This window comes from Rhodococcus shunpengi, from assembly GCF_048381395.1.
Taxonomy (GTDB): Bacteria; Actinomycetota; Actinomycetes; order Mycobacteriales; family Mycobacteriaceae; genus Rhodococcus.
This window is the reverse complement of sequence record NZ_JBLWIU010000032.1, coordinates 328293-348992: the sequence shown is the minus strand read 5'-3', so window position 1 is coordinate 348992 and position 20700 is coordinate 328293. Positions and strand designations below refer to the sequence as shown.

General features: G+C 68.9%; 21 protein-coding genes. 11 read left to right on the top strand and 10 right to left on the bottom strand.

The annotated features are described in order from the left end of the window. Nucleotides 1-3: 3 nt before the first annotated feature. The 4 genes from pstC to ACNJ7K_RS20060 all read right to left on the bottom strand — a co-directional run bounded on the left by pstC (nt 4) and on the right by ACNJ7K_RS20060 (nt 4266). Nucleotides 4-1059: a phosphate ABC transporter permease subunit PstC gene (gene pstC / locus ACNJ7K_RS20075; protein ID WP_145709524.1), complete on the bottom strand. Its 1056-nt coding sequence runs from the start codon at nt 1057-1059 to the stop codon at nt 4-6. Between the two features lie 88 nt (nt 1060-1147). Continuing rightward, on the bottom strand, nt 1148-2272 hold the full coding sequence (gene pstS, locus ACNJ7K_RS20070) for a phosphate ABC transporter substrate-binding protein PstS (protein WP_060651904.1): 1125 nt from the start codon (nt 2270-2272) through the stop codon (nt 1148-1150). A 276-nt stretch (nt 2273-2548) separates the two neighbouring features. Then, a complete protein-coding gene (mshD, locus tag ACNJ7K_RS20065) occupies nt 2549-3460 on the bottom strand; it encodes a mycothiol synthase (RefSeq protein ID WP_230788181.1) in 912 nt (303 codons plus the stop codon). Beyond that, nucleotides 3457-4266, bottom strand: coding sequence for a winged helix-turn-helix transcriptional regulator (locus ACNJ7K_RS20060; protein WP_060651902.1), 810 nt, complete (start codon nt 4264-4266; stop codon nt 3457-3459). Before ACNJ7K_RS20060 ends, mshD begins: the two co-directional genes overlap by 4 nt. Nucleotides 4267-4431: 165 nt before the next feature. Between ACNJ7K_RS20060 and ACNJ7K_RS20055 the strand changes: the two genes are divergently transcribed. The 7 genes from ACNJ7K_RS20055 to ACNJ7K_RS20025 all read left to right on the top strand — a co-directional run bounded on the left by ACNJ7K_RS20055 (nt 4432) and on the right by ACNJ7K_RS20025 (nt 8446). Next, a complete protein-coding gene (locus ACNJ7K_RS20055; protein WP_026061783.1) occupies nt 4432-5214 on the top strand; it encodes an LmeA family phospholipid-binding protein in 783 nt (260 codons plus the stop codon). Further along, nucleotides 5211-5636 (top strand): thioredoxin family protein, encoded by a 426-nt coding sequence (locus ACNJ7K_RS20050; RefSeq protein ID WP_487042090.1) that lies wholly within the window; start codon nt 5211-5213, stop codon nt 5634-5636. The genes ACNJ7K_RS20055 and ACNJ7K_RS20050 overlap by 4 nt, the downstream gene beginning before the upstream one ends. Before the next feature lie 21 nt (nt 5637-5657). Next, entirely contained in the window at nt 5658-5765 is a 108-nt protein-coding gene (locus tag ACNJ7K_RS20045; protein ID WP_367652172.1) for a putative leader peptide, read from the top strand. A gap of 120 nt (nt 5766-5885) precedes the next feature. Then, the gene (locus tag ACNJ7K_RS20040) at nt 5886-6350 is read left to right on the top strand and encodes a DUF4395 domain-containing protein (protein ID WP_120281471.1); all 465 of its coding nucleotides are present in this window, start codon (nt 5886-5888) and stop codon (nt 6348-6350) included. A 104-nt stretch (nt 6351-6454) separates the two neighbouring features. After that, on the top strand, nt 6455-7291 hold the full coding sequence (locus ACNJ7K_RS20035; RefSeq protein ID WP_016695582.1) for a sulfurtransferase: 837 nt from the start codon (nt 6455-6457) through the stop codon (nt 7289-7291). Nucleotides 7292-7293: 2 nt separating this feature from the next. Then, entirely contained in the window at nt 7294-7599 is a 306-nt protein-coding gene (locus tag ACNJ7K_RS20030; protein WP_006551801.1) for a DUF1416 domain-containing protein, read from the top strand. 184 nt (nt 7600-7783) lie between these two features. Further along, nucleotides 7784-8446 (top strand): heme-binding beta-barrel domain-containing protein, encoded by a 663-nt coding sequence (locus tag ACNJ7K_RS20025; protein WP_039587665.1) that lies wholly within the window; start codon nt 7784-7786, stop codon nt 8444-8446. Between the two features lie 73 nt (nt 8447-8519). Here the strand turns inward: ACNJ7K_RS20025 and ACNJ7K_RS20020 are convergent, their stop codons facing one another. Beyond that, a complete protein-coding gene (locus tag ACNJ7K_RS20020; RefSeq protein WP_487042094.1) occupies nt 8520-10223 on the bottom strand; it encodes a BCCT family transporter in 1704 nt (567 codons plus the stop codon). Between ACNJ7K_RS20020 and ACNJ7K_RS20015 the strand changes: the two genes are divergently transcribed. Beyond that, on the top strand, nt 10162-10299 hold the full coding sequence (locus ACNJ7K_RS20015; RefSeq protein WP_230788607.1) for a hypothetical protein: 138 nt from the start codon (nt 10162-10164) through the stop codon (nt 10297-10299). The genes ACNJ7K_RS20020 and ACNJ7K_RS20015 overlap by 62 nt on opposite strands. A 311-nt stretch (nt 10300-10610) precedes the next feature. On the opposite strand, the gene cydC is transcribed toward ACNJ7K_RS20015, so the two are convergent. The 5 genes from cydC to ACNJ7K_RS19990 form a co-directional block, all read right to left on the bottom strand. Continuing rightward, a complete protein-coding gene (gene cydC / locus ACNJ7K_RS20010; protein ID WP_120281469.1) occupies nt 10611-12278 on the bottom strand; it encodes a thiol reductant ABC exporter subunit CydC in 1668 nt (555 codons plus the stop codon). Next, a complete protein-coding gene (gene cydD / locus ACNJ7K_RS20005; protein WP_174246933.1) occupies nt 12275-13999 on the bottom strand; it encodes a thiol reductant ABC exporter subunit CydD in 1725 nt (574 codons plus the stop codon). The genes cydC and cydD overlap by 4 nt, the downstream gene beginning before the upstream one ends. Further along, complete coding sequence (gene cydB / locus ACNJ7K_RS20000) at nt 13996-15033, bottom strand: cytochrome d ubiquinol oxidase subunit II (RefSeq protein WP_487042089.1); 1038 nt, start codon at nt 15031-15033, stop codon at nt 13996-13998. Before cydB ends, cydD begins: the two co-directional genes overlap by 4 nt. A gap of 12 nt (nt 15034-15045) precedes the next feature. After that, nucleotides 15046-16545 carry a cytochrome ubiquinol oxidase subunit I gene (locus ACNJ7K_RS19995; protein ID WP_455408104.1) on the bottom strand — a complete coding sequence of 500 codons (1500 nt, stop codon included), beginning with the start codon at nt 16543-16545 and terminating at the stop codon, nt 15046-15048. Between the two features lie 244 nt (nt 16546-16789). Continuing rightward, nucleotides 16790-17644, bottom strand: coding sequence for an aminodeoxychorismate lyase (locus ACNJ7K_RS19990; RefSeq protein ID WP_487042088.1), 855 nt, complete (start codon nt 17642-17644; stop codon nt 16790-16792). A 56-nt stretch (nt 17645-17700) separates the two neighbouring features. Here ACNJ7K_RS19990 and ygfZ point away from each other — a divergent pair, with 56 nt between their 5' ends. The 3 genes from ygfZ to ACNJ7K_RS19975 are packed head-to-tail and all read left to right on the top strand — an operon-like array spanning nt 17701 to nt 20509. Then, nucleotides 17701-18831: a CAF17-like 4Fe-4S cluster assembly/insertion protein YgfZ gene (gene ygfZ, locus ACNJ7K_RS19985; protein WP_487042087.1), complete on the top strand. Its 1131-nt coding sequence runs from the start codon at nt 17701-17703 to the stop codon at nt 18829-18831. After that, complete coding sequence (locus tag ACNJ7K_RS19980) at nt 18828-19532, top strand: MOSC domain-containing protein (RefSeq protein ID WP_487042086.1); 705 nt, start codon at nt 18828-18830, stop codon at nt 19530-19532. The genes ygfZ and ACNJ7K_RS19980 overlap by 4 nt, the downstream gene beginning before the upstream one ends. Continuing rightward, nucleotides 19529-20509 (top strand): asparaginase, encoded by a 981-nt coding sequence (locus ACNJ7K_RS19975; RefSeq protein WP_230788201.1) that lies wholly within the window; start codon nt 19529-19531, stop codon nt 20507-20509. Before ACNJ7K_RS19980 ends, ACNJ7K_RS19975 begins: the two co-directional genes overlap by 4 nt. Nucleotides 20510-20700 lie beyond the last annotated feature (191 nt).

Below are 20700 nucleotides of genomic sequence, written 5' to 3'. Positions count from 1 at the left end.
GGATCAGTCCTTCTTTCCTGCGACGATCATGCGCGCGGCGGCGTTGACCACGAAGGTGAGCACGAAGAGCACGAGACCGGCGGCGATGTAGGCGCCCGCCTGGATGTCGTTGTTGAACTCGGCGTATCCGAGCGCGATCTTGGACGCGATCGTCGCGCCGCCGTCGAACAGCGACCAGGAGAACGCCTGCGAGGTGGTGCGCAGGATGAGATAGAGCGCCATCGTCTCGCCGAGCGCGCGGCCGAGACCGAGCATCGAACCGCTGATGTAGCCGGACTTGCCGAACGGGATGACGGTGGTCCGCACGACCTCCCAGCGGGTCGCGCCGAGTGCGAGCGCGCCCTCGATGTGGGCCGTCGGGGTCTGCACGAACACCTCGCGGCTCACCGCGGCGATGGTCGGCAGGATCATCACGGCGAGGACGATGCCGGCGGTGAAGATCGTTCCGCCGCCCACGATGGAGCCGCTGCCGGTGGCGAAGAGCGGGAACCAGGCGAGGGTGGTGTTGAGCCATTCTGCGAGGGGGCGCAGGAACGGGGCGAGGACGAGCATGCCCCACAGGCCGTAGACGATCGACGGGACCGCGGCGAGCAGGTCGATGACGTACGCCAGCGGTTTCCGGAGCCGGTCGGGGCAGTACGAGGTGAGGAAGATCGCGATGCCCAGTGCCACGGGCATGGCGAGGAACAGCGCGAAGAAGGAGACGAGCACCGTCACCTGGAACAGGTCGAGGACACCGAACGCCATGTCGGTGATGTCCTGCGTGATCCAGTCACGGCTGGTGAGGAAGTTGACCTGGTTGCGCTGCAGTGCCGGGACGGCACGCCAGACGAGGAAGACTGCGATCGCGCCGATGATCACGGAGATCAGGACGGCGGAGCCGGAGGCGAGCGAGCCGAAGATTCTGTCTCCCGGCCGCACGACTGTCTTGCGTGCCCTGTCCGGGGATGAGGGTGGGGTGCTGATCGTGTCCTCCGTGATGCCGGTTGCACCGCCCGTTCCTGAGCGGGTCGGTTCGTCGGTCGCGATGGAGACCGACGTGTTGTGCGCGTCACTCATGTGCGCTCGCAATCCTTCTCAGCGTATTCGTCAGGAACGGGCGGGTCGATGATCCCTCGGTCACTCACCGGACCGAGGGATCGGCGGGTCATCCGGCGGCGATGGCGTCGATCGACTCGGTGAGGCGGGTCTTGAAGGCGTCGGGCAGCGGGACGTAGCCCTGCTCGGACAGGCCTTCCTGGCCCTCGTTGGCGGCGGAGATCAGGAACGACTTGACGGCCGCGGCGGTGTCGGCGTCGTAGCCGGCCGAGCACACGATCTCGTAGGTGGCCAGTACCAGCGGGTAGGCACCCTCTTCGGAGCTGCCGAAGATCGACGACAGGTCGAGCGTGAGGTCGCCCTCGGAGGCCGGGACGAACTCGGCGCCTTCGATGGCCTTGCCGGCGGTCTCCTCGGTCAGCTCGACGGGTCCGGAGCCGTTGTCGATCTGCGCGATGCTCAGACCGTTCTGGTCGGCGAAGGACTTCTCGACGTAGGTGATGGAGTTCGGCGAGCCGGAGACGGCCTGCGCGACACCCGCAGAACCCTTCGCGCCCTCACCGACACCGCCGGTGAAGTCCGAACCGGCACCGGAGGTCCATGCGCCGTTCGACGCGGTCTCGAGGTACTGCTGGAAGTTGTCGGTGGTGCCCGACGAGTCCGAGCGCACGATCGGGGTGATGTTCGCGTCGGGCAGCTCGGCGCCCTCGTTGAGCGCGGCGATCGCCGGGTCGTTCCACTTCGTGATCGAGCCGTTGAAGATCTTCGCGGCCGTCTCGGCGTCCAGCACGAGCTCGTCGACACCCTCGACGTTGTAGGCCAGCGCGACCGGGCCGAAGACCAGCGGCAGGTTCCATGCGGGATTGCCGGCGCAGCGCTCGGCGGCCTGTGCCGCCTGCTCGTCCTTGATCGCCGAGTCGGAGCCGGCGAAGTCGATCTGGTTCGCGATGAACTGCGTGCGGCCGTCACCGGAGCCGGTGGGGTTGTACGCGACGTTGACGTTCGTGCCCTTCTCGGAGCACACCGCGATGTAGGTGGAGACGAACTGGTCCATCGCGTTCTTCTGTGCCGACGAGCCGGCACCCGAGAGGTTGGACTTGCCGTCGCAGGCTGCAGCGGACGCGGACGCATCGACGTCGACCGATCCGGCATTGTTGTCGGTACCGCACGCGGCGAGCGTGAGGGCTCCAGCGGCCACAACACCGAGCAGGGCGCCATTGCGCTTGAGGTTCACCTGTTCTCCTCCGGAAGTAACTTCACACGACCGCGGCGCCGAGCGGCGGCGGCATCGAGGCGCGGGCGACGCCGGCGCCGGGTCTGCGGCACTCGACCCGCTAGTGAAGTTAGGAGGAGACGGTGGACACTCGGACGACCGAAGGTTAACGCCGGATGAACACGCCGGATACACCTGGCGATGGTGTTGCGACCATCACTCGAATCCTGACCGCGATCGGCGTGTCGGGTGGCAGAGTCCACCCTTCACACCGTTCGTCCACCCGATCGGAGAGGGTCACGCCCGGGCGTAGGCGACGTCCACGTGGAACCGCTCGAAGCCGAGTTTGCCGTAGGTGTTCAGCGCGGCGGTGTTGTCGCCCTCGACGTAGAGCAGGACACCGGGCAGACCCCGATCGCGGAGATAGTGCAGGCCCGCAAGGGTGAGCAGGCGACCGAGCCCTCTGCCCTGCGCGGACGAGTCGATTCCCACGACGTAGACCTCGCCGAGCTGCGGGTCGGACGCCGTGGCCGGGTGCACCTTGGTCCAGTGGAATCCGAGCAGCCTGTCGGGCTCGGCGGGATCGAACGCGAGGAACAGGCCTTCGGGATCGAACCAGGACTCGCGTCGGCGTTCCTCCACGTCGGCGGCCGTCCAACGCCCCTGCTCGGGATGCCACTCGAAGGCCGCCGCGTTGACGCGGAGCAGTTCGGCGTCGTCCTGCGGGCCGTCGTAGGTGCGCAGCAGCACCGAGTCGGGCACCTCGAGGGCGGGAAGATCGCCCTGCTCGAGGGAACGGCGCAACTGCAGGAGTTCGCGGACACCGGCCAGACCGAGACGGCGCGCCACCGCCTGCGCGGCGGGCAGGTCCCCGTGTGCCCACACGCGGGTGCCGTCGCCGCCCTCGGTGAGTGCACGCTCGACGAGTTCGCGGCCGAGTCCGTGCCCGCGCCGCGGCGGGTCGACGACGACTTCGGCCATGGCCGGATGACCGTCCTGAGCAGGCACGACGTTCGCGTAACCCGCGACCTCACCGTCGTCTCCGAGCGCGACGAGATGCCGGGCCGCACCGTCGCGGCCGAGGGAGTGCACCGCCTGCTCGGAGATCGGCGCGGTGCCGTCGGTCTGCGTCGCCCGCGACAACACGGCGCGTACGGCTTCGGCGTGGTCGGCGGACGGGTGGTCGACGAATTCCGTATCGGTGCTCACGGAACGAATTGTGCCCCGGACTCTCCTGCGCCCGAGTCACCCGCGCCGGATTCCTCCGCACGGGGGTCGTCGAGAAGCGTGTCGTCCACATCGTCGTCGTCGATATCGGGAGTGGCATTGCCACCCTTGCCGACGCGGTTGGACGGACGCACCGCCTTGTAGCCGACGTTGCGGACCGTTCCGATCAGCGCTTCGTGCTCGGGGCCGAGCTTCGCGCGCAGACGTCGGACGTGGACGTCGACGGTGCGGGTACCACCGAAGAAGTCGTAACCCCAGACCTCCTGCAGCAGCTGGGCGCGGGTGAACACCCGGCCCGCGTGCTGGGCGAGGTACTTGAGGAGTTCGAACTCCTTGTAGGTGAGGTCGAGGGGACGTCCGCGCAGGCGGGCGGTGTAGGTGCCCTCGTCGATCGTGAGTTCACCGAGCGTGATCTTGCCGGTGTTCTCCGGCCCCACCGCGACACCCGAGCGACCCATGAGCAGTCGCAGGCGCGCGTCGAGCTCGGCCGGCCCGGTGGTGGACAGCAGGATGTCGTCGAGTCCCCATTCGGGATTGACGGCCACGAGCCCGCCCTCGGTGAGCACGGCAACGACGGGCACTGCCGACCCAGTGCTGCCGAGCAACCGGCACAGTCCTCGCGCGGCCGCGAGATCGGAGCGGGCATCGACGATGGCGATATCCGCCGAACCGGCCTCGAGCAGCGACGATACTTCTGTAGGAGCCGGCCTGACCGAATGCGGGAGCAGCGCCAGGGACGGCAGGACCGCATCCGGATTCGGGTCGGAGGTCAGAAGGAGCAGCTCCACCGGGCCTCCAGTTCTTCGCGCGACCAGCGCGGATAGGGGTCGTAAACGTCGTGCAACAGAGTAACGCCCCGATTGTTACCGCTATGTAAGCACGAGAATTCCGTGGACGGCCTCGGAGCGGACGGGCGCGGTCCGGTACCCGGCGCGTCCGACACAATGGTGGGCGTGCGCAAACTGATCTTCGGTCTCGTAGTCCTGCTCGGACTCGCGGTCCTCGCCGATTTCGGCGCGGCGGCGTGGTCGGAATACCGCGTCTCGCGTGCGCTGCGGGAGGGTGGCGTTCTCGAGTCCGATCCGGCCGTGACCATCCACGGCTTCCCCTTCCTCCTCCAGGCCCGCGACGGTCACTACGAGAACGTCGAGATCGTGGCCGACAACGTCCACACCGATCTGCTCGGGGACATCACGGTCGAGGCCAATCTGATCGGTGCGCACGCCGAGGCCGGTGAGCTGCTCGACGGGTCGATCCGGTCGGTGCCCGTCGACCTGCTGTACGGCCGCGTCATGCTCGACGCCACCGAGCTCGGACAGCTCTACGGCATCCCCGACCTGCAGGTTTCCGCTCCCCCGGCGAGCAAGTCCGACGGCACGGGTGGGTCCGGCGGCTCCGGGCCCACCACCGCCGGCGGGGTCGTCCTCACCGGAACGGTGCCCGTCGGACCGGTGGAGGCGACGGTCAGCGTCCAGGCCGATCTGGTGCTCGACGGCGACCGCGTCCACGTCGTCGCGTCGGATCTCTACTTCGGTCCCGAGGGGCGCGCCGACTTCTCGGTTCCCGACATCCTGAAGCCGGCGGTGCTCGGACTGTTCACGACGACGATCGAGCCACAGAATCTGCCCTTCGGCGTCCGGCCCACCTTCGTCGAGGCACGTGGTTCGCGGATCGTCATCGAGGGCGAGGCCCGCGACGTCGTCATCGATCTGCAGGAAGTGCAGACGCCCGCATGATCGCAGTGATCGTCCTCATCGTCGTGATAGTCGCCACACTCGCGGTGGGCACGGCCCTGCGCACCCGTTCCGGCAAGTTCCGCACCACCGGCGCCGACGCCTCGGCAGGCACCCACGAACCGGATCCCGCACTGGCCGCGGCGGGCGTCGGGGACGGCGTACCGGTGGTCCTGCACTTCTCCGCACCCTGGTGCGGACCGTGCGCGGCAGTGCGACGCGTCGTCGTGCAGGTTCTCGACCGCGAGCCCGGTCGGGCACGCGAGGTCGAGCTGGATCTCGACGAAAATCCCGTCCTGGCACGCAAACTCGGCGTCCTGTCGCTGCCCACCACCTTCGTCTTCGACGGTGACGGGCGCGAGCGGTTCCGCGCGTCCGGCGTTCCGTCCGCCGACGACCTGCGCACAGCCCTGGCGTCGTTGTGATCCCGGGGGTCCACCACCGAGGTGACGTGCGTTAAACTCCCTCGCGTGCAGAACCGCCACGAGCTGATGCTCACCCGACGCCGCGCAGTCGATCTGTGCCGCCTCGGTGGCTGTTGTTGTCCCTGCTGAACGTATCGGCGGGCTCGTCCCGACTCCTGCGGCAGATCGATGCCGCTCCACCGATACGTCGCCCCGCGGTCGTATGAACACCCTCCGCCCAGCGAATCAGAATCCAGCAGGAGATTCCCCATGTCCGTATCCACTCCCGGCACGCCCGACCGGCAGGTCGACGTCCGTGGCCCGCGTTTCGCGGCGTGGATCACCACCGGCGTCCTCGTCCTCGCCCTGGTCGTCGCCACCTTCTCTCCCGTCGCAGCGGCCGTGATCCTGGCCCTGCAGACGATCGTGTTCGCTCTCGGAGCGGCACTCGGCCCGCGACGCAGCCCGTACGGTGCGCTGTTCGCGAGGCTCGTCGCTCCCCGTCTCGGTGCTCCGATCGAGACCGAGCCGGTGGAGCCGCTGCGGTTCGCGCAGCTCGTCGGATTCGTCTTCGCCCTCGTCGGAACGGTCGCGTTCTTCGCCGGCGCGATCGTCGTGGGCTCGGTGGCCGCAGGCTTCGCGTTGTTCGCGGCGCTGCTCAACGCCGCCTTCGGCGTGTGTCTCGGCTGCCGGATCCACCCGCTGGTCGCCCGAATGCGTCGCGTGCCCGCCTGACCGGCGGACACCGAACTCGACATCCCACACCTCCACTGGCACGGACCCACGCACGGGTTCCGGTCACGGAAACCTCCCGGATTCCCTCACCGAAAGGAACACCCATGGCTCGCTCCGACGTCCTGGTCTCCGCCGACTGGGCAGAGCAGAACCTCACTGCGCCGAAGACCGTCTTCGTCGAGGTCGACGAGGACACCTCCGCCTACGACGGTGGCCACATCGAAGGTGCCGTCAAGCTCGACTGGCGCAAGGACCTGCAGGACGCCGTGCGCCGCGACTTCCTGAACCGTGAGCAGTTCTCCGAGCTCCTCTCGCGCAAGGGCATCGCCAACGACGACACGGTCGTGCTCTACGGCGGCAACAACAACTGGTTCGCCGCCTACGCCTACTGGTACTTCAAGCTCTACGGCCACCAGGACGTCAAGCTCATCGACGGCGGTCGCAAGAAGTGGGAGCTCGACGGCCGTCCGCTGTCGAAGGACGAGGTCACCCGCCCGGCAACCGAGTACAAGGCCGCCGAGCCCGACTACTCCATCCGCGCCTTCCGCGACGAGGTCATCGACTCGATCGGCACCAAGAACATCGTCGACGTGCGTTCGCCCGACGAGTTCTCCGGCAAGATCCTCGCCCCGGCGCACCTGCCGCAGGAGCAGGCGCAGCAGCGCGGCCACGTCCCCGGCGCCATCAACATCCCGTGGAGCACCACCGCCAACGAGGACGGCACCTTCAAGTCGGACGAGGACCTCGAGAAGCTGTACGCCGAGAAGGGCTTCGACGACAGCAAGGAGACCATCGCCTACTGCCGTATCGGTGAGCGCTCGAGCCACACCTGGTTCGTGCTCCAGGAGATCCTCGGCAAGAAGAACGTCAAGAACTACGACGGCAGCTGGGTCGAGTACGGCTCGCTCGTCGGTGCACCCATCGAACTGGAGGTCAACTGATCATGTGCGGAGCCCCTGTCCAGACCCAGACCCTGCCCGCCGGCGTCGACACCGAGAAGGAGACGGTCATCACCGGCCGCGTCCTGAACGCCGACGGTGAGCCCGTGGGCGGCGCGTTCGTGCGCCTGCTCGACGGCACCGACGAGTTCACCGCCGAGGTCGTCGCCTCGGCGACCGGCGACTTCCGTTTCTTCGCCGCCCCCGGCGACTGGAAGATCCGCGCCCTGTCGAGCTCCGGCAACGGCACCTCCACCGTGAGCCCCACCGCTCCCGGCGTGCACAACGTGGACGTGACGGTCGCCAAGTAATCCGACCGGAACACCTCGTCGAAGGGCTCTGCTCCACCAGGAGCGGAGCCCTTCGTCGTACCGGAAAAGGGGTTGTCTAGAATGACCGCGTGGTCATCTTCTTCGAAATCCTGCTGGTCGCCGCGGCGCTCCTCATCACCTGGTTCGCGCTGTACACCATCTACCGCGTGGTCTCCGACGGATCGTGACGAACGACGGATCGGACGCCCCGCGGCGTAGCGGCGACGAGGCGATCGCCCGGGCCGCCGAGCGCGCTCGCGTCACCGCCGAGCTGAACATCCCCGTCCTGGCCGGGCTGCCGGGCGCCGAGGACACCGCGAACCTGCGGCTCGGCCCCGACCTGAGCCCTGCCCTGCTCGCCGTCCTCCCGATGGTCGGCGTGTGGCGCGGTGAGGGCGAGGCCAACGATCCCGAGACCGGCGACTATCCGTTCGGTCAGCAGATCACCGTCGCGCACAACGGCGGCCCGTATCTGATATGGGAGTCGCGCACGTGGCGTCTCGACGACGCGGGTGCCTACGTGGGTGAGGATCGGCGCGAGAGCGGTTTCTGGCGCGTGTCCGGAACGGGTGCGCCCGACAGCGATGATCCCGAGACGCTCGAACTACTGCTGACGCACAGCTCCGGCGTCGTCGAGCTGTACTACGGCACGGCGCTCACCCAGTCCTCCTGGGAGCTCGCGACCGACGTCGTGATCCGCACCAAGTCCGGTGAGGTCGTCGGCGGCGCCAAGCGGCTCTACGGCATCGTCGACGGAGGCGATCTCGCCTACGTCGAGGAGCGCGTCACCGCCGACGGCGAGCTGAAGCCCCGGATGTCCGCCCGCCTGTCGCGCCACATCGGCTGACCGCACCTCTTCCTACCGACCCGAACGGACCGGGCCTGTTCCTCATTCGAGGAACAGGCCCGGTCCGCTTGTCTCAGTCCTCCTCGACGACCGTCGTGCCGATGGAGTCCTTGTTCTCGGCATGCGCGCCGTTGCCTCGTGCACCGAGCGCCTCGGGTTCGCCGGCATGGACCCGGTGGACTCCGGCGTCCTCGGCATCCTCGGCTGCGTTCTCGTCGTCGCCCTCGTCGGGGATGGCCCGCGTGTGGATGACGACCTCGGGTGCCGGTAGTTCCTGGGCAGCCTCGAGTTCCTCGGCCGATCGCACCTCGGGCCACTGCCGGGTGATCGGCTCCGGCCGCTCGCCCAGGTCCTCGCGGATACCGCGCACCAGGCTGTACATCATGATGAAGCCCATCACGAAGAACGGCAGACCCACGACGGTGATGACCTGCTGAAGGGCGTCGAGCCCGTCCTTACCGGTCGCGACGAGCATGGTCGCTGCGACCAGGCCCATGAGCACCGCCCAGAACAAGCGCTGGTGGATGGGCGCCTTCTCCTCGTGACCGGCGGCCATCATGTCGAGCACCATCGACGTGGAGTCCACCGAGGTGACGAAGAAGATCACCACCAGGATGATCGCGATGCCGGACACCAGGCCGGTGAGCGGGAAGTTGCCGAGGAACTCGAACAATGCGCCCGGGATGTCCCCGGCGTCCACGACCCGTTCGACGAGTCCACCCTCGCCCTCGAGTTCGATGTGGAACGAGCCCATGCCGAAGATGCTGAACCAGATCACCGAGAACAGCACGGGCAGGCCGAGGACACCGCCGACGAACTCACGGATGGTCCGGCCTCGCGAGATGCGGGCGATGAAGATACCGACGAAGGGCGACCACGTGATGGTCCACGCCCAGTAGAAGACCGTCCAGGTGTTCTGCCAGCCGGAGTCGGCGAAGGTGTCGTTCCAGAACGCCAGACGCGGCAGCGCCTCGGCGTAGATGCCGGCGGACTCGATCATGCCCTTGAGCAGGAACAGGCTCGGTCCGGTGACGACGACGAAGATCAGCAGCATGACGGCCATGCCGATGTTGATGTTCGACAGGCGTTTGATGCCCTTGTCGAGACCGAGGGCGACCGAGATGCCGGCCATCACCGTCACGATCGCGATGAGCGCGATCTGAGTGAAACCCGATTCCTGGATGTCGAACAGCTGCGCGAGGCCGGCGTTGATCTGCAGGGTGCCCAGGCCGACCGAGGTCGCGACACCGAAGACCGTTCCGAGGATCGCGACGACGTCGATGGTCTTGCCGATCGGGCCGTAGATGCGGCCTCCGAGCAGCGGCGCGAAGATCGAGCTGACGCGCGGCGGCAGGTGCCGCTTGTAGATGAAGTACCCGAAGCCCAGACCGGGAAGCGCGAAGATGGCCCAGGTGTGCAGTCCGAAGTGGTAGAGCGCGAAGCCCATGGCCTCTTCGGCGGCCTGCACGGACTGCGGTTCGACGTCCTGCTGGGGTGGGTTCGCGAAATGGGAGATCGGTTCGGCGACGCCCCAGAACATGAGGATCGAGCCGATGCCGGCCGCGAACAGCATGGAGAACCACGCCAGGGTCGAGTGCTCGGGCCGTTCGTCGTCGCCCCCGAGCCGGACCCGGCCGTAATGGGTGAAGGCGATTCCGACGAGGAAGAGCAGGAAGGTCGTGACACCGAGGATGTAGAACCATCCGAGGTTCGTCATGATCCAGTTCGATGCGGTGCTGAAGATCGAATCGACGCCGTCGGTGAACAGGATCGTCACGACGACGAAGAGCAGTGCGATGAACGCGGACGAGAAGAAAACCCCCGGTGACGTGCGCAATCTTAACGAATCGTGAGCTTTTTGGAGTATCGGCACCAAACCGGTGTACCCAAAACGGACGAACTTGCACACCCGAAACGCCGATCTTGCCCGAAATGCGAACAGCCCCCGAGCCGCACCGCCGGACGGATCGCTCCGTGGGTCGGCGGTCCCGATCGGACGGATCGGGAGCTCGGGGGCCGGGTGACTACCTGGGATTCGCCAGCCGCGCGCGGTCGGTGAATTCCGTCGTCGGCAAGCAGCTAGCGGGTAGCCACCTCACGCGTCCGAATATCAATCACTTCCAGACCACCTCCTTCCTCGTGTACCAGCGAAACTACGCTTCGTTCACGAGGCGGGCAACGCATTTTTCTCGACGCGAACGACCAGGTCGGCGGTGGTATCCGCGGGCAGGCGGTGGGTGACCACCACGACGGTGCGCTCGGGGCCGACCAGGTGTGCGTCGCGGTCCAGGAGGAGTCGCTGCAGCAGGTCGGCGCTCTCGTCGTCGAGATGCTCCGTGGGTTCGTCGAGCAGCAGGACCTGTGCGGGCGACAGCAGTGCCCGGGCCAGCAGGAGGCGTCGGCGCTGCCCACCGGAGACGGTGCGGGCCCCGGCTCCCAGGACGGTGTGGACGCCTTGTGACAGTCCGTCCACCCACTCCCCCAGCCCCACGGCCCAAAGGGCGGCCAGTGCCTCGTCCTCGTCCACGTCGCCCCGCGCGACACGCAGGTTCTCGAGGATCGACGTGTCGAACAGGTGGGCGTCCTCCGCGAAGAAACCGATCTTCCGGCGCAGGGCCGCGGGGTCGACGTCCGCGAGGTCGACACCGTCGAGTGTCACCTCACCCCCGCGTGGGGCGAGCAGACCCGCGAGCGTCATGAGCACGGTGGTCTTGCCGCTGCCGCTGCCGCCCACGATCGCGACGCGAGCACCCGGCCGCAGGTCGAGGTCGACCGGTTCGGTGGACGGTCCGCCGGGCCATCCGCCTTGCACGCCCACCGTACGGAGCCGGCCGGGTCCGTCGGCCGGCTCGGTGCCGCGCGGAACCGTCCTGTCGGCACGGTCGAGCATCTCCGTGATGCGACCGGCCGCCAGGCGTGCGCGGTTGAGGGTCTGCGCGGCTGCCGGGAGGACGGCGGTGGCCTCGAACGCCGACAGCGGCAGCAGGACGAGGATGCCGAGTGTCGTCGGGCTCATGGCCGCCGGACCGGAGCCGAAGACGGCGATACCGACGAGGAGGGCACCGAGCACACTCACGCCGACCGCGAGGGGCGCGGCCGCGTCGGCGAACGCCGCGGGGACCGCCGAGCGGTCGGTGGCCCGGACGGAGGCGATGTTCGCGGCGCGGGCCCGTCGCGCGAGCGGGTCGAGCCGTCCCGCGACCCGCAGTTCCGCCGCGTGGTCCAGCACCGTGACCGCGTCCTCGGTGAAGCGGGTCCGCGTGGCGTTCGCATCCGCGTCCGCGCGGGCGGCGGCGCGAGCCGACAGCCACGGCGCGAGCACGCCGGCGACGAGCAGCGCCACTGCGAGCACCACGCCGGCGGCGGGAGCGATGACGGTGACGGTGACGACCGCCGCGAGGGAGAGCACCGCGGCGACCGCGATGGGCACGAGTGCGCGCACCACGACGTCACCGAGGGCGTCGATGTCGGCTCCGGTGCGGGCGAGCAGGTCGCCGCGACCGAGACCCAGGGCGGCGGCCGGATCGCCGTCCGCGAGTCGCCGGTAGAGATTCGCCCGCGCCGAGGTGGTGCCGCGCAGAGCGGTCTCGTGCGTCGCGAGACGTTCGAAGTAGCGGAACAATCCGCGGGAGATGCCCAGCGCCCGCACCGCGACGACCGCGACGGTCAGGTCCAGGACGGGCGGCATCTGCCACGCGCGCACGATCAGCCACGCCGAGAGACCGGCGAGCAGCAGCGCGCTGCCCAGGGTCGCGACACCGGCGAGGACGGCGAGCAGCACCCGGCGCGGTTCGAGTTCGAGCAGGGCCATCGCCCGGCGCAGGTCCTTCATCGGGATCCCTCCCCGTGGACGGTGACGACCTCGTCCGCGATGGCGAGCAGGGTGGGACGATGCGCGACGACCACCACCGTGCGGCCGGCCGCGGCGAGACCGCGCAGCGTGTCGAGCACGGTGGCCTCGGTGTCCTCGTCGAGGTGGGCGGTGGGTTCGTCGAGCAGCAGGACCGGGCGTGGGGAGGCGAGGGTGCGGGTGAGCGCCAGTCGCTGACGTTGACCGAGCGACAGGCCCGTGCCGCCCACCCCCACGACGGTCTCCCAGCCGTCCGGGAGTTCGGCGAGCACGCTGTCGAACCCGGTGGCCGCGCAGACGTCGTCGAGGTCGGTGGTCTCGGGGTCGACACCGGTGAGTCGCAGATTGTCGGCGAGGGTGCCGGGCAGCAGCACCGGCCGCTGCGGAAGCCACGCCACCTGCGACCACCAGTTCTCGTCGCCCGCGACGGGCCGGCCGTCGACGGTGACGGTCCCCTCGCTCGGCTCGGCGAGTCCGAGCAGCGCCAGCAGGGCGGTGGACTTACCGGCACCGTTGGCACCGGTGAACGCGGTGATCGTGCCGGGACAGCAGATCGCGTCGAGTCGATGCGGGGCGCAGCCGTCGCGGCCGGGCACGGAGACGCCGTCGAAGACGATCTCGCAGCTCGCGACCCGGTCGGTGCCGGTCGTGTCCGTGGAGGTGCGACGCGAGGAGGCGCGGCGAGAGGAGGCGGCATCCGGCCGCGAGTCGAGCACGGCGAACGCCTTGTCGGCCGCCGCCATCCCGTCTTCGGCGGCGTGGAACTTGTTGCCGACGGTGCGCAGCGGGAGGTAGGCCTCGGGCGCGAGGATCAACGCGATGATGCCGGCCTCGAGGGGCATCGATCCGTAGACGAGTCGCATGCCGATGCTCACGGCGACGAGGGCGACGGACAGCGTCGCGAGGAATTCGAGAACCGTGCCGGACAGGAACGCCACGCGCAGGGCCGACATCGTGGTCGCGCGGTGCTCGTCACCGAGTTCGCGCACGCGATCGGCGGGCCCCTTCTCGCGACCGAGGGCACGCAGCGTGGGAAGACCCGCGAGCAGGTCGAGCAGTTGCGACGACAGTGTCGTCATCGCACGCAGGGTGCGGTCGGCCTTGCCCTTGGTGAGCAGGCCGATGAGGATCATGAAGATCGGGATCAGCGGCAGGGTGATCACCACGATGATCGCCGAGGTGAGGTCGTGCAGGGCGATCACGACGATCGTCACCGGGGTGAGGATCACGGCCAGCAGCAGCGCCGGCAGATAGCCGGTGAGGTATTCCTTCAGTCCGTCGAGTCCGCGGGTGAGGACCACCGCGATCTCGTCGCGCCGCGGGTCGAGTTCGCGCGGAGGCAGGTTCGCCGCGGAATCGAGGACCTCGTGTTCGAGTTCGGCGACCACGCGGGTCGCGGACCGGTGGGCGTACCGCGACTGCAGCCACGTCACCGCGACCCGCACGACGATCGCCGCCGCGAGGATCGCCAGTTCGGTCGTCCAGTCGCCGACGGACCGGGCGTCGGTGGTGATGACGCCCGCGAGGACCCGGCCGATCATGAGCGCGGTGACGACCACCATCACGACGTCGATCACCGAGGTGACCACCGTCAGGACGAGATATCCGCGGGCCGCGGCCGAGTAGCGCCACAACCGCGGGTCCACCGGACCCCGCCGGCGCGCGGGCGCGTCGGCGGGGGCGGCGGACTGCGTCATGCTCATTTCGAGCCGATCTTCAGACCGATCGAGTGCGGGATGTGGTCGGTCGACAGACGCTGACGGAACACCCAGTACGTCCAGCCCTGGTAGGCGAGGACGACCGGGGTCATGAACGCTGCGGCCCACGTCATGACCTTCAGTGTGTACGGGCTCGACGACGCGTTCTCGATCGTCAGCGACCAGGACGGGTCGAGCGTCGACGGCATGACGTTCGGGAACAGCGACGCGAACAGCAGCACGGAGGTCGCGGCGATCGCGACGGTGGTGAACACGAACGCCCAGCCCTCACGCGCGGCGGCGGTCAGTGCGACCACCGCGAGCAGGGAGACTCCCGCCACCGCGACGAGTGCGATCGTCCAGCCCTTGCCGTAGGCGAGCTGGGTCCACACCACGAACGCACCGGCAACGAGGACGGCGGGCACGGCCAGCTTCCGCGACATCGCCACGGCGTCGGTCCGGACCTGCCCCTCGGTCTTGAGCGCGATGAAGACCGCGCCGTGCAGCGCGAAGACCAGCGCGGTCGTCGCACCGCCGAGCAGGGCGTACGGGTTCAGCAGGTCGAAGAACCCGCCGACGTACTGCTTGTCGGCGTCGATCGCCACGCCGCGCACGATGTTCGCGAACGCCACACCCCACAGCACGGCGGGCACCCACGAGCCGAGGATGATCCCCCAGTCGCAGCGGCGACGCCAGGTCGGGTCGTCGACCTTGCCGCGCCATTCGATGGCGCACACCCGCACGATCAGGGCGAGCAGGATCAGCAGCAGCGGGAGGTAGAAGCCGGAGAAGAGGGTCGCGTACCACTCGGGGAACGCCGCGAACAGCGCACCGCCCGCGGTGATGAGCCAGACCTCGTTGCCGTCCCAGACCGGACCGATCGTGTTGAGCAGCACCCGGCGCCGGGTGTCGGCCTCGACGCTCCTACCGCGGCCGAGCACCGGGAAGTGCATGCCGACACCGAAGTCGAACCCCTCGAGGACGAAGTAGCCGGTGAACAGTACTGCGATGAGGATGAACCAGATTTCCTGAAGTCCCATGTCCGCCCACTCCTAGTACGCGAAGGACAGCTGTTTCGGCTGCGTGTCGTCGGTGTCGTCGTTCGAGCCCGGCGGCTGCGCGTCGTGCTCCTGCGGGCCTTCCATCGCGTACTTGCGGATGAGCCAGAACCACACCACACCGAGCGCCGCGTACACGAGGGTGAACGCGATGAGCGAGGTGAGCACCGTTCCGGCCGCGTGGTCGGAGACACCCTGGTCGACGGTGAGCCGGATCATGTCCACACCCGTGGGGTTCGGATGCACCACCCAGGGCTGCCGGCCCATCTCGGTGAAGATCCAGCCCGCACTGTTGGCGAGGAAGGGCGTGGGGATCGCGACGAGCGACAGCGTCGAGAACCACTTCTGGTCGGGCACCCGGCCGCCGCGGGTGACCCACAGCCCGGCCAGGGCCAGCGCCGCGGAACCGGCGGCGAGGCCGATCATCGCGCGGAACGACCAGTAGGTGACGAACAGGTTGGGCTTGTAGTTGCCGGGGCCGAATTCCTGTTCGTACTGCGCCTGCAGGTCCTCGACACCCTGCAGGGTCACGCCGCTGAACTCGCCCTCCGCGAGGAAGGGCAACACGAAGGGCACGTCGAGGACGTGGATGACGCCGTCGCAGTCGTTGTGCGTGCCGATCGTGAGGATCGAGAAGTTGGGGTCGGTCTCGGTGTGGCACAGCGATTCGGCCGAGGCCATCTTCATCGGCTGCTGCTCGAACATGAGCTTGGCCTGGACGTCGCCGGTGACGAACAACCCGATGCCCGAGATGATCATGACCATCAGGCCGAGGCGGGTCGCGGGGCGGAACAGGCCGCGCGCGTCGTCCTCGAGTCGCTGGGCCTCCTCGGGTTCGGAGGTGCGGATCTCGGCGGCGCGTCGCATGTTGCGGACCATCCACCAGCCACCGATGCCGGCGACGAAGGTTGCGGCGGTGAGGAACCCGCCGGCGACCGCATGGGGGAAGGCCGCGAGCGCGGTGTTGTTGGTGAGCAGTGCCCAGATGCTCGTCAGCTCGGCGCGTCCGGTTTCGGGGTTGTAGGTGGCGCCGACGGGATGCTGCATGAACGAGTTCGCCGCGATGATGAAGAAGGCGGAGGCGTTCACGCCGATCGCGACGAGCCAGATGGTCGCGAGGTGAACGAGTTTCGGCAGGCGCGTCCAGCCGAAGATCCACAGGCCGAGGAAGGTCGACTCCATGAAGAAGGCGACGAGGCCTTCGAGGGCGAGGGGTGCGCCGAAGACGTCGCCGACGAAGCGGGAGTACTCGCTCCAGTTCATGCCGAACTGGAATTCCTGCACGATGCCGGTCGCGACACCGAGCGCGAAGTTGATCAGGAACATCTTCCCGAAGAACTTCGTGAGGCGGTACCAGTGGTCCTTACCGGTGACCACCCACATCGTCTGCATGATCGCGACGAGCGGCGCGAGGCCGATCGTCAACGGCACGAGGATGAAGTGATACACCGTCGTGATCCCGAACTGCCACCGGGACAGATCCAAGACATCCATTGCCACTCCGAGGTGAGGCCCGGGTCGATACGGAAATCCGAAGCGGGGCCGACGCTGCGGTTCTCGTTCGCAAAGTCACGCCGGCAGCACTGCTCCGGCCTTGCTACTACCGAATGTAGTAGCGATTGCGCGAAGTGGAACACGTTCGTGTCGCCCGACACATCGGACTCATGTCACATCGGATACGGATCACCCGCGGGGGCACACCCCGCCGGTGCTCACCCGGCGGTGTCGATCGCCTCCCTCACCCGGCGGTGTCGACCGCCTCGTTCACGAGGCTTTCGATCTCGCCCTCCTGGACCCGCGAGATCAGCGCGTACCCGTTGAGCGTGTGCACCCGCACCGCGAGGGCCACGCTCGAGATCAACCAGACACCGTCGGCGACGACGAGGTCCGCCGGGCGCAGCGGCTCGTACCGGACCGTGAAATCCCGCTCACCGGCCAGGTCGAACAGCGCCTGCTGCGTGGTGCCGGGGAGGATCCCCTGCTCCGGCGGCGGTGTGAGCAGCGTGCGGCCGCGCGCGACGAGCACCGTCGACCGCGGACCCTCGAGCACGTAACCCTCGGCGCTGACGAAGATCACGTCGTCGGCGCCGACCGACTCGGCGTGCCGCAGTGCCGCCATGTTCGTCGCATACGACAGCGTCTTGGCGCCGAGGAGCTGCCACGGCGCCTTCTGTGCCAGATCGGTCGAGTAACCCCGCTCGAGGGTCACCACGGACACCCCGTCGCGCCGCGCGATGCCGACGCGCTCGGCCACCGGCGTCACCAGCAGGAAGGCCGTCGGCGTGTCGGCGCCCTCACGACCACGCGTGTAGACCAGGCGCAGGACGCCTTCCTGCTCGGCGCCCCACTGCTCGAGTGCCACGTCGACGGCGAGCCGCCAGTCGTCGCGGTCGGGTTCGGGCAACTGTGCGGCGGCCGCGGACGCCGCGAGACGGGCGAGATGCAGTTCGAGCGCACGCGCCCGGCCGCCTCGCACGAGCAACGTCTCGAACACCCCGTCGCCACGAAGAACACCGAAATCGTCGGCGTGCAGAAGGGGTGCGTCCGCATCCCTCACCTCGCCGTCCAGCGTCACCAGCACCCGCTCAGCCATGGCGCTCAGCCTAGCCACTGGCAGACCTGTCGGCCGGTTCCCCATAGACTGGTGTCGTGACCGAGTCTCCGATCGTGTCCGAAAGCGCCCTTCTCGCACTTCCCGGCGCAGTCGCCTCGCCTTCCGGCGGGCCCGATGCCGGACTCCCCTGGCATTACGGCGACCCGCTCGGCGAGCAACGTGCCGCCGCCACTTCGGCCGCCGTGGTCGACCGTTCCACCCGTTTCGTCATCGCCATCCCGGGCGACGAACGCCTGAGCTGGCTGCACACCATCTCCAGCCAGCACATCGCGTCGCTCCCGAACGGCACCTCCGCCGAGAACCTGAGCCTCGACGCGAACGGCCGCGTCGAACACCACTTCGTGCAGACCGATCTCGACGGCGTGACGTGGATCGACACCGAGGCCGACCGCGGCCCCGACCTGCTCGCCTTCCTGAAGAAGATGGTGTTCTGGGCGAAGGCCGAACCCCGCGACGGCAACGAACTCGCGGTCCTGAGCCTCCTCGGGCCGGACGCCGGCAGCCCCGCCGTGCTCGCCGCGCTCGGGATCGACGCGCTGCCGGCCGAGTCCTATGCCGCCGTCGCCCTGCCCGCCGGTGGCTTCGTCCGCCGCATGCCGTGGCCCACCGAGCACTCCTTCGACCTCCTGGTGCCGCGCGAGTCGCTCACCGCGCTCTTCACCGCCCTGCGGGACGCCGGCACGCGTCCGGCCGGCAGCTGGGCGTTCGAGGCCCTGCGCGTCGAAGCGGTCCGTCCCCGGATCGGTGTCGACACCGACGAGCGCACCATCCCCCACGAGGCCCGCTGGATCGGCGGACCCGAGCAACACGGCGCCGTCCACCTCGACAAGGGCTGCTACCGCGGCCAGGAGACCGTCGCGCGGGTCCACAACCTCGGCAAGCCCCCGCGACATCTCGTCCTGCTCCATCTCGACGGCTCGGCCGACGGACGACCCGAGACGGGCGACGACATCACCGCCGGAGGTCGCGCGGTCGGACGCATCGGCACGATCGTCGACCATCACGAGCTCGGGCCGATCGCGCTCGCACTCGTCAAGCGCACCATCACGCCCGACACGGCCCTCGTCGCAGGACCGTGCGCGGCGTCCATCGACCCCGACTCCATCCCTCCCGACGACGGCATCCAGGCAGGAAGGGCGGCGGTCGATCGATTGCGCGGCCGGTGACCGCCGAGACGGCCGGCACGCGGCCGGCGACCTCGGGGACCGTCGCAGCGGTCTGCGTCGTGCACACGCTGCACGAGACCGGACTGCGGCGTAATCCCGTCACCGCGATCGACAAGCGTCCCGTCGACGGGCCGGTGCACGTCGGCGAGCTCGGCCTGACCGGCGACCGCCAGTGCGACACCGCCAACCACGGTGGCGTCCACAAGGCCGTCTACGCCTTCTCGCAGGACGAGTCGCGCCGCTGGGGCGCCGAACTCGACCGGGAGTTGCCCATCGGCTGGTTCGGCGAGAATCTGCACGTCTCCGGGTTCTCCCCCACCGACGCCGTCATCGGCGAGCGGTGGCGCGTCGGCGACGGCGGTCTGCTCCTCGAGGTGACCGGCCCCCGCACCCCCTGCCGCACCTTCGCGATCCGTTCGGAGGAGGACGACTGGGCCACCCGGTTCGTCGCTCGCGGCGACTGCGGCGCGTACCTGAAGGTGATCTCCGAGGGACCGGTGGCTGCCGGTGACCGCATCGTCGTCGAGCACGTCCCCTCCCACGGGGCCACGGTGCGCGATCTGTTCACCGGGCAGGGCCACGAGCGGGTCGCCGCGATGCTCGAGCAGCAGGCCGACATCGCTCCCGGCGTCGCCGACAAGGCCCGCCGCCTCGTCGGGCGAACACAGGAGGGGCGGGCACGGAAGGGAGAGAGCCGTTGAGCGTCGAACTGGTCGAGGTGGTGCGCTCGGGCTTCCGGGAGTGCGTCCACCGCGGCTCGCTGATCGTCCTGGACCCGGACGGCGAGGTCCTCGTCTCGCTGGGCGAGGTGCACACGCCGATCTATCCGCGGTCGTCGAACAAGCCGATGCAGGCGGTCGCGCTGCTGCGCGCCGGCTTCGTCCCCCGCGACTCCGCCGAACTCGCGATCGCCACGGCCTCGCACGAAGGTGAGGCCGACCACGTGGAGGCCGTCGAGCGGGTCCTGTCCGGTGCCGGTTTCACCGAGAAGGACCTGCGCTGCCCGACGGATCTGCCCGGCAACGAACTCGCCCGCGCCGAGGTGCTCGCCGCCGGACGCACGCCGCGGTCGATCTACATGAACTGCTCGGGCAAGCACGCGGCGATGCTCGCGGCGTGCGCGGCGAACGGCTGGGACACCGACGGCTACACCGACGCGGGGCACCCCCTGCAGCAACTGGTGACCGAGACCATCCTCGAGCTGACCGGCGACATCGAGGACACCGATCTCGGCATCGACGGTTGCGGCCTGCCGATCGTGCCCGTCCCCCTGTTCAACCTCGCCCGCGCCTACTCGCGGCTCGCGACGGCGGAGACCGGCACGCCCGAGCGCGCGGTGGCCGACGCGGTGCGCGAGCATCCGTTCCTGATCTCCGGCACCGGCAAGGACGACCTGAAGCTCATGCGCGCGGTGGGCGGCCTGCTGTGCAAGGCGGGCGCCGACGGGATCCACGCCGGTGCGCTGCCGGACGGCACATCCTTCGCCTTCAAGATCGACGACGGGCACGAGCGGGCACGCCTCCCGCTCACCGCGGCCCTGCTCCACCGCCTCGGAGCGGGTGCCGCCGCGAACGCCACGACCTTCGATTCCGAACGGCTGGCGGTGCTCTCGTCGGCGCCGGTCTTCGGCGGTGGCGTGCGAGTCGGCACCGTCCGGGCCGTCCCGGGGGTGTTCTGAAGGGCATCTTTATCACATTTCAACAGCATTCATGCAGGTCGGGTCGTTATGAGGCGTAACGGACACCGGCCCAGCCGGGTGTGTGGAGGCGCAACCGAAGTTTCCACGCTAAAGTGGGCGTCAGGAAAATACTCAACACACCGGGGCCGCCACTTTTCCCCAGGCCGCCCCGTCAAAGCGCGAGGGGGTTG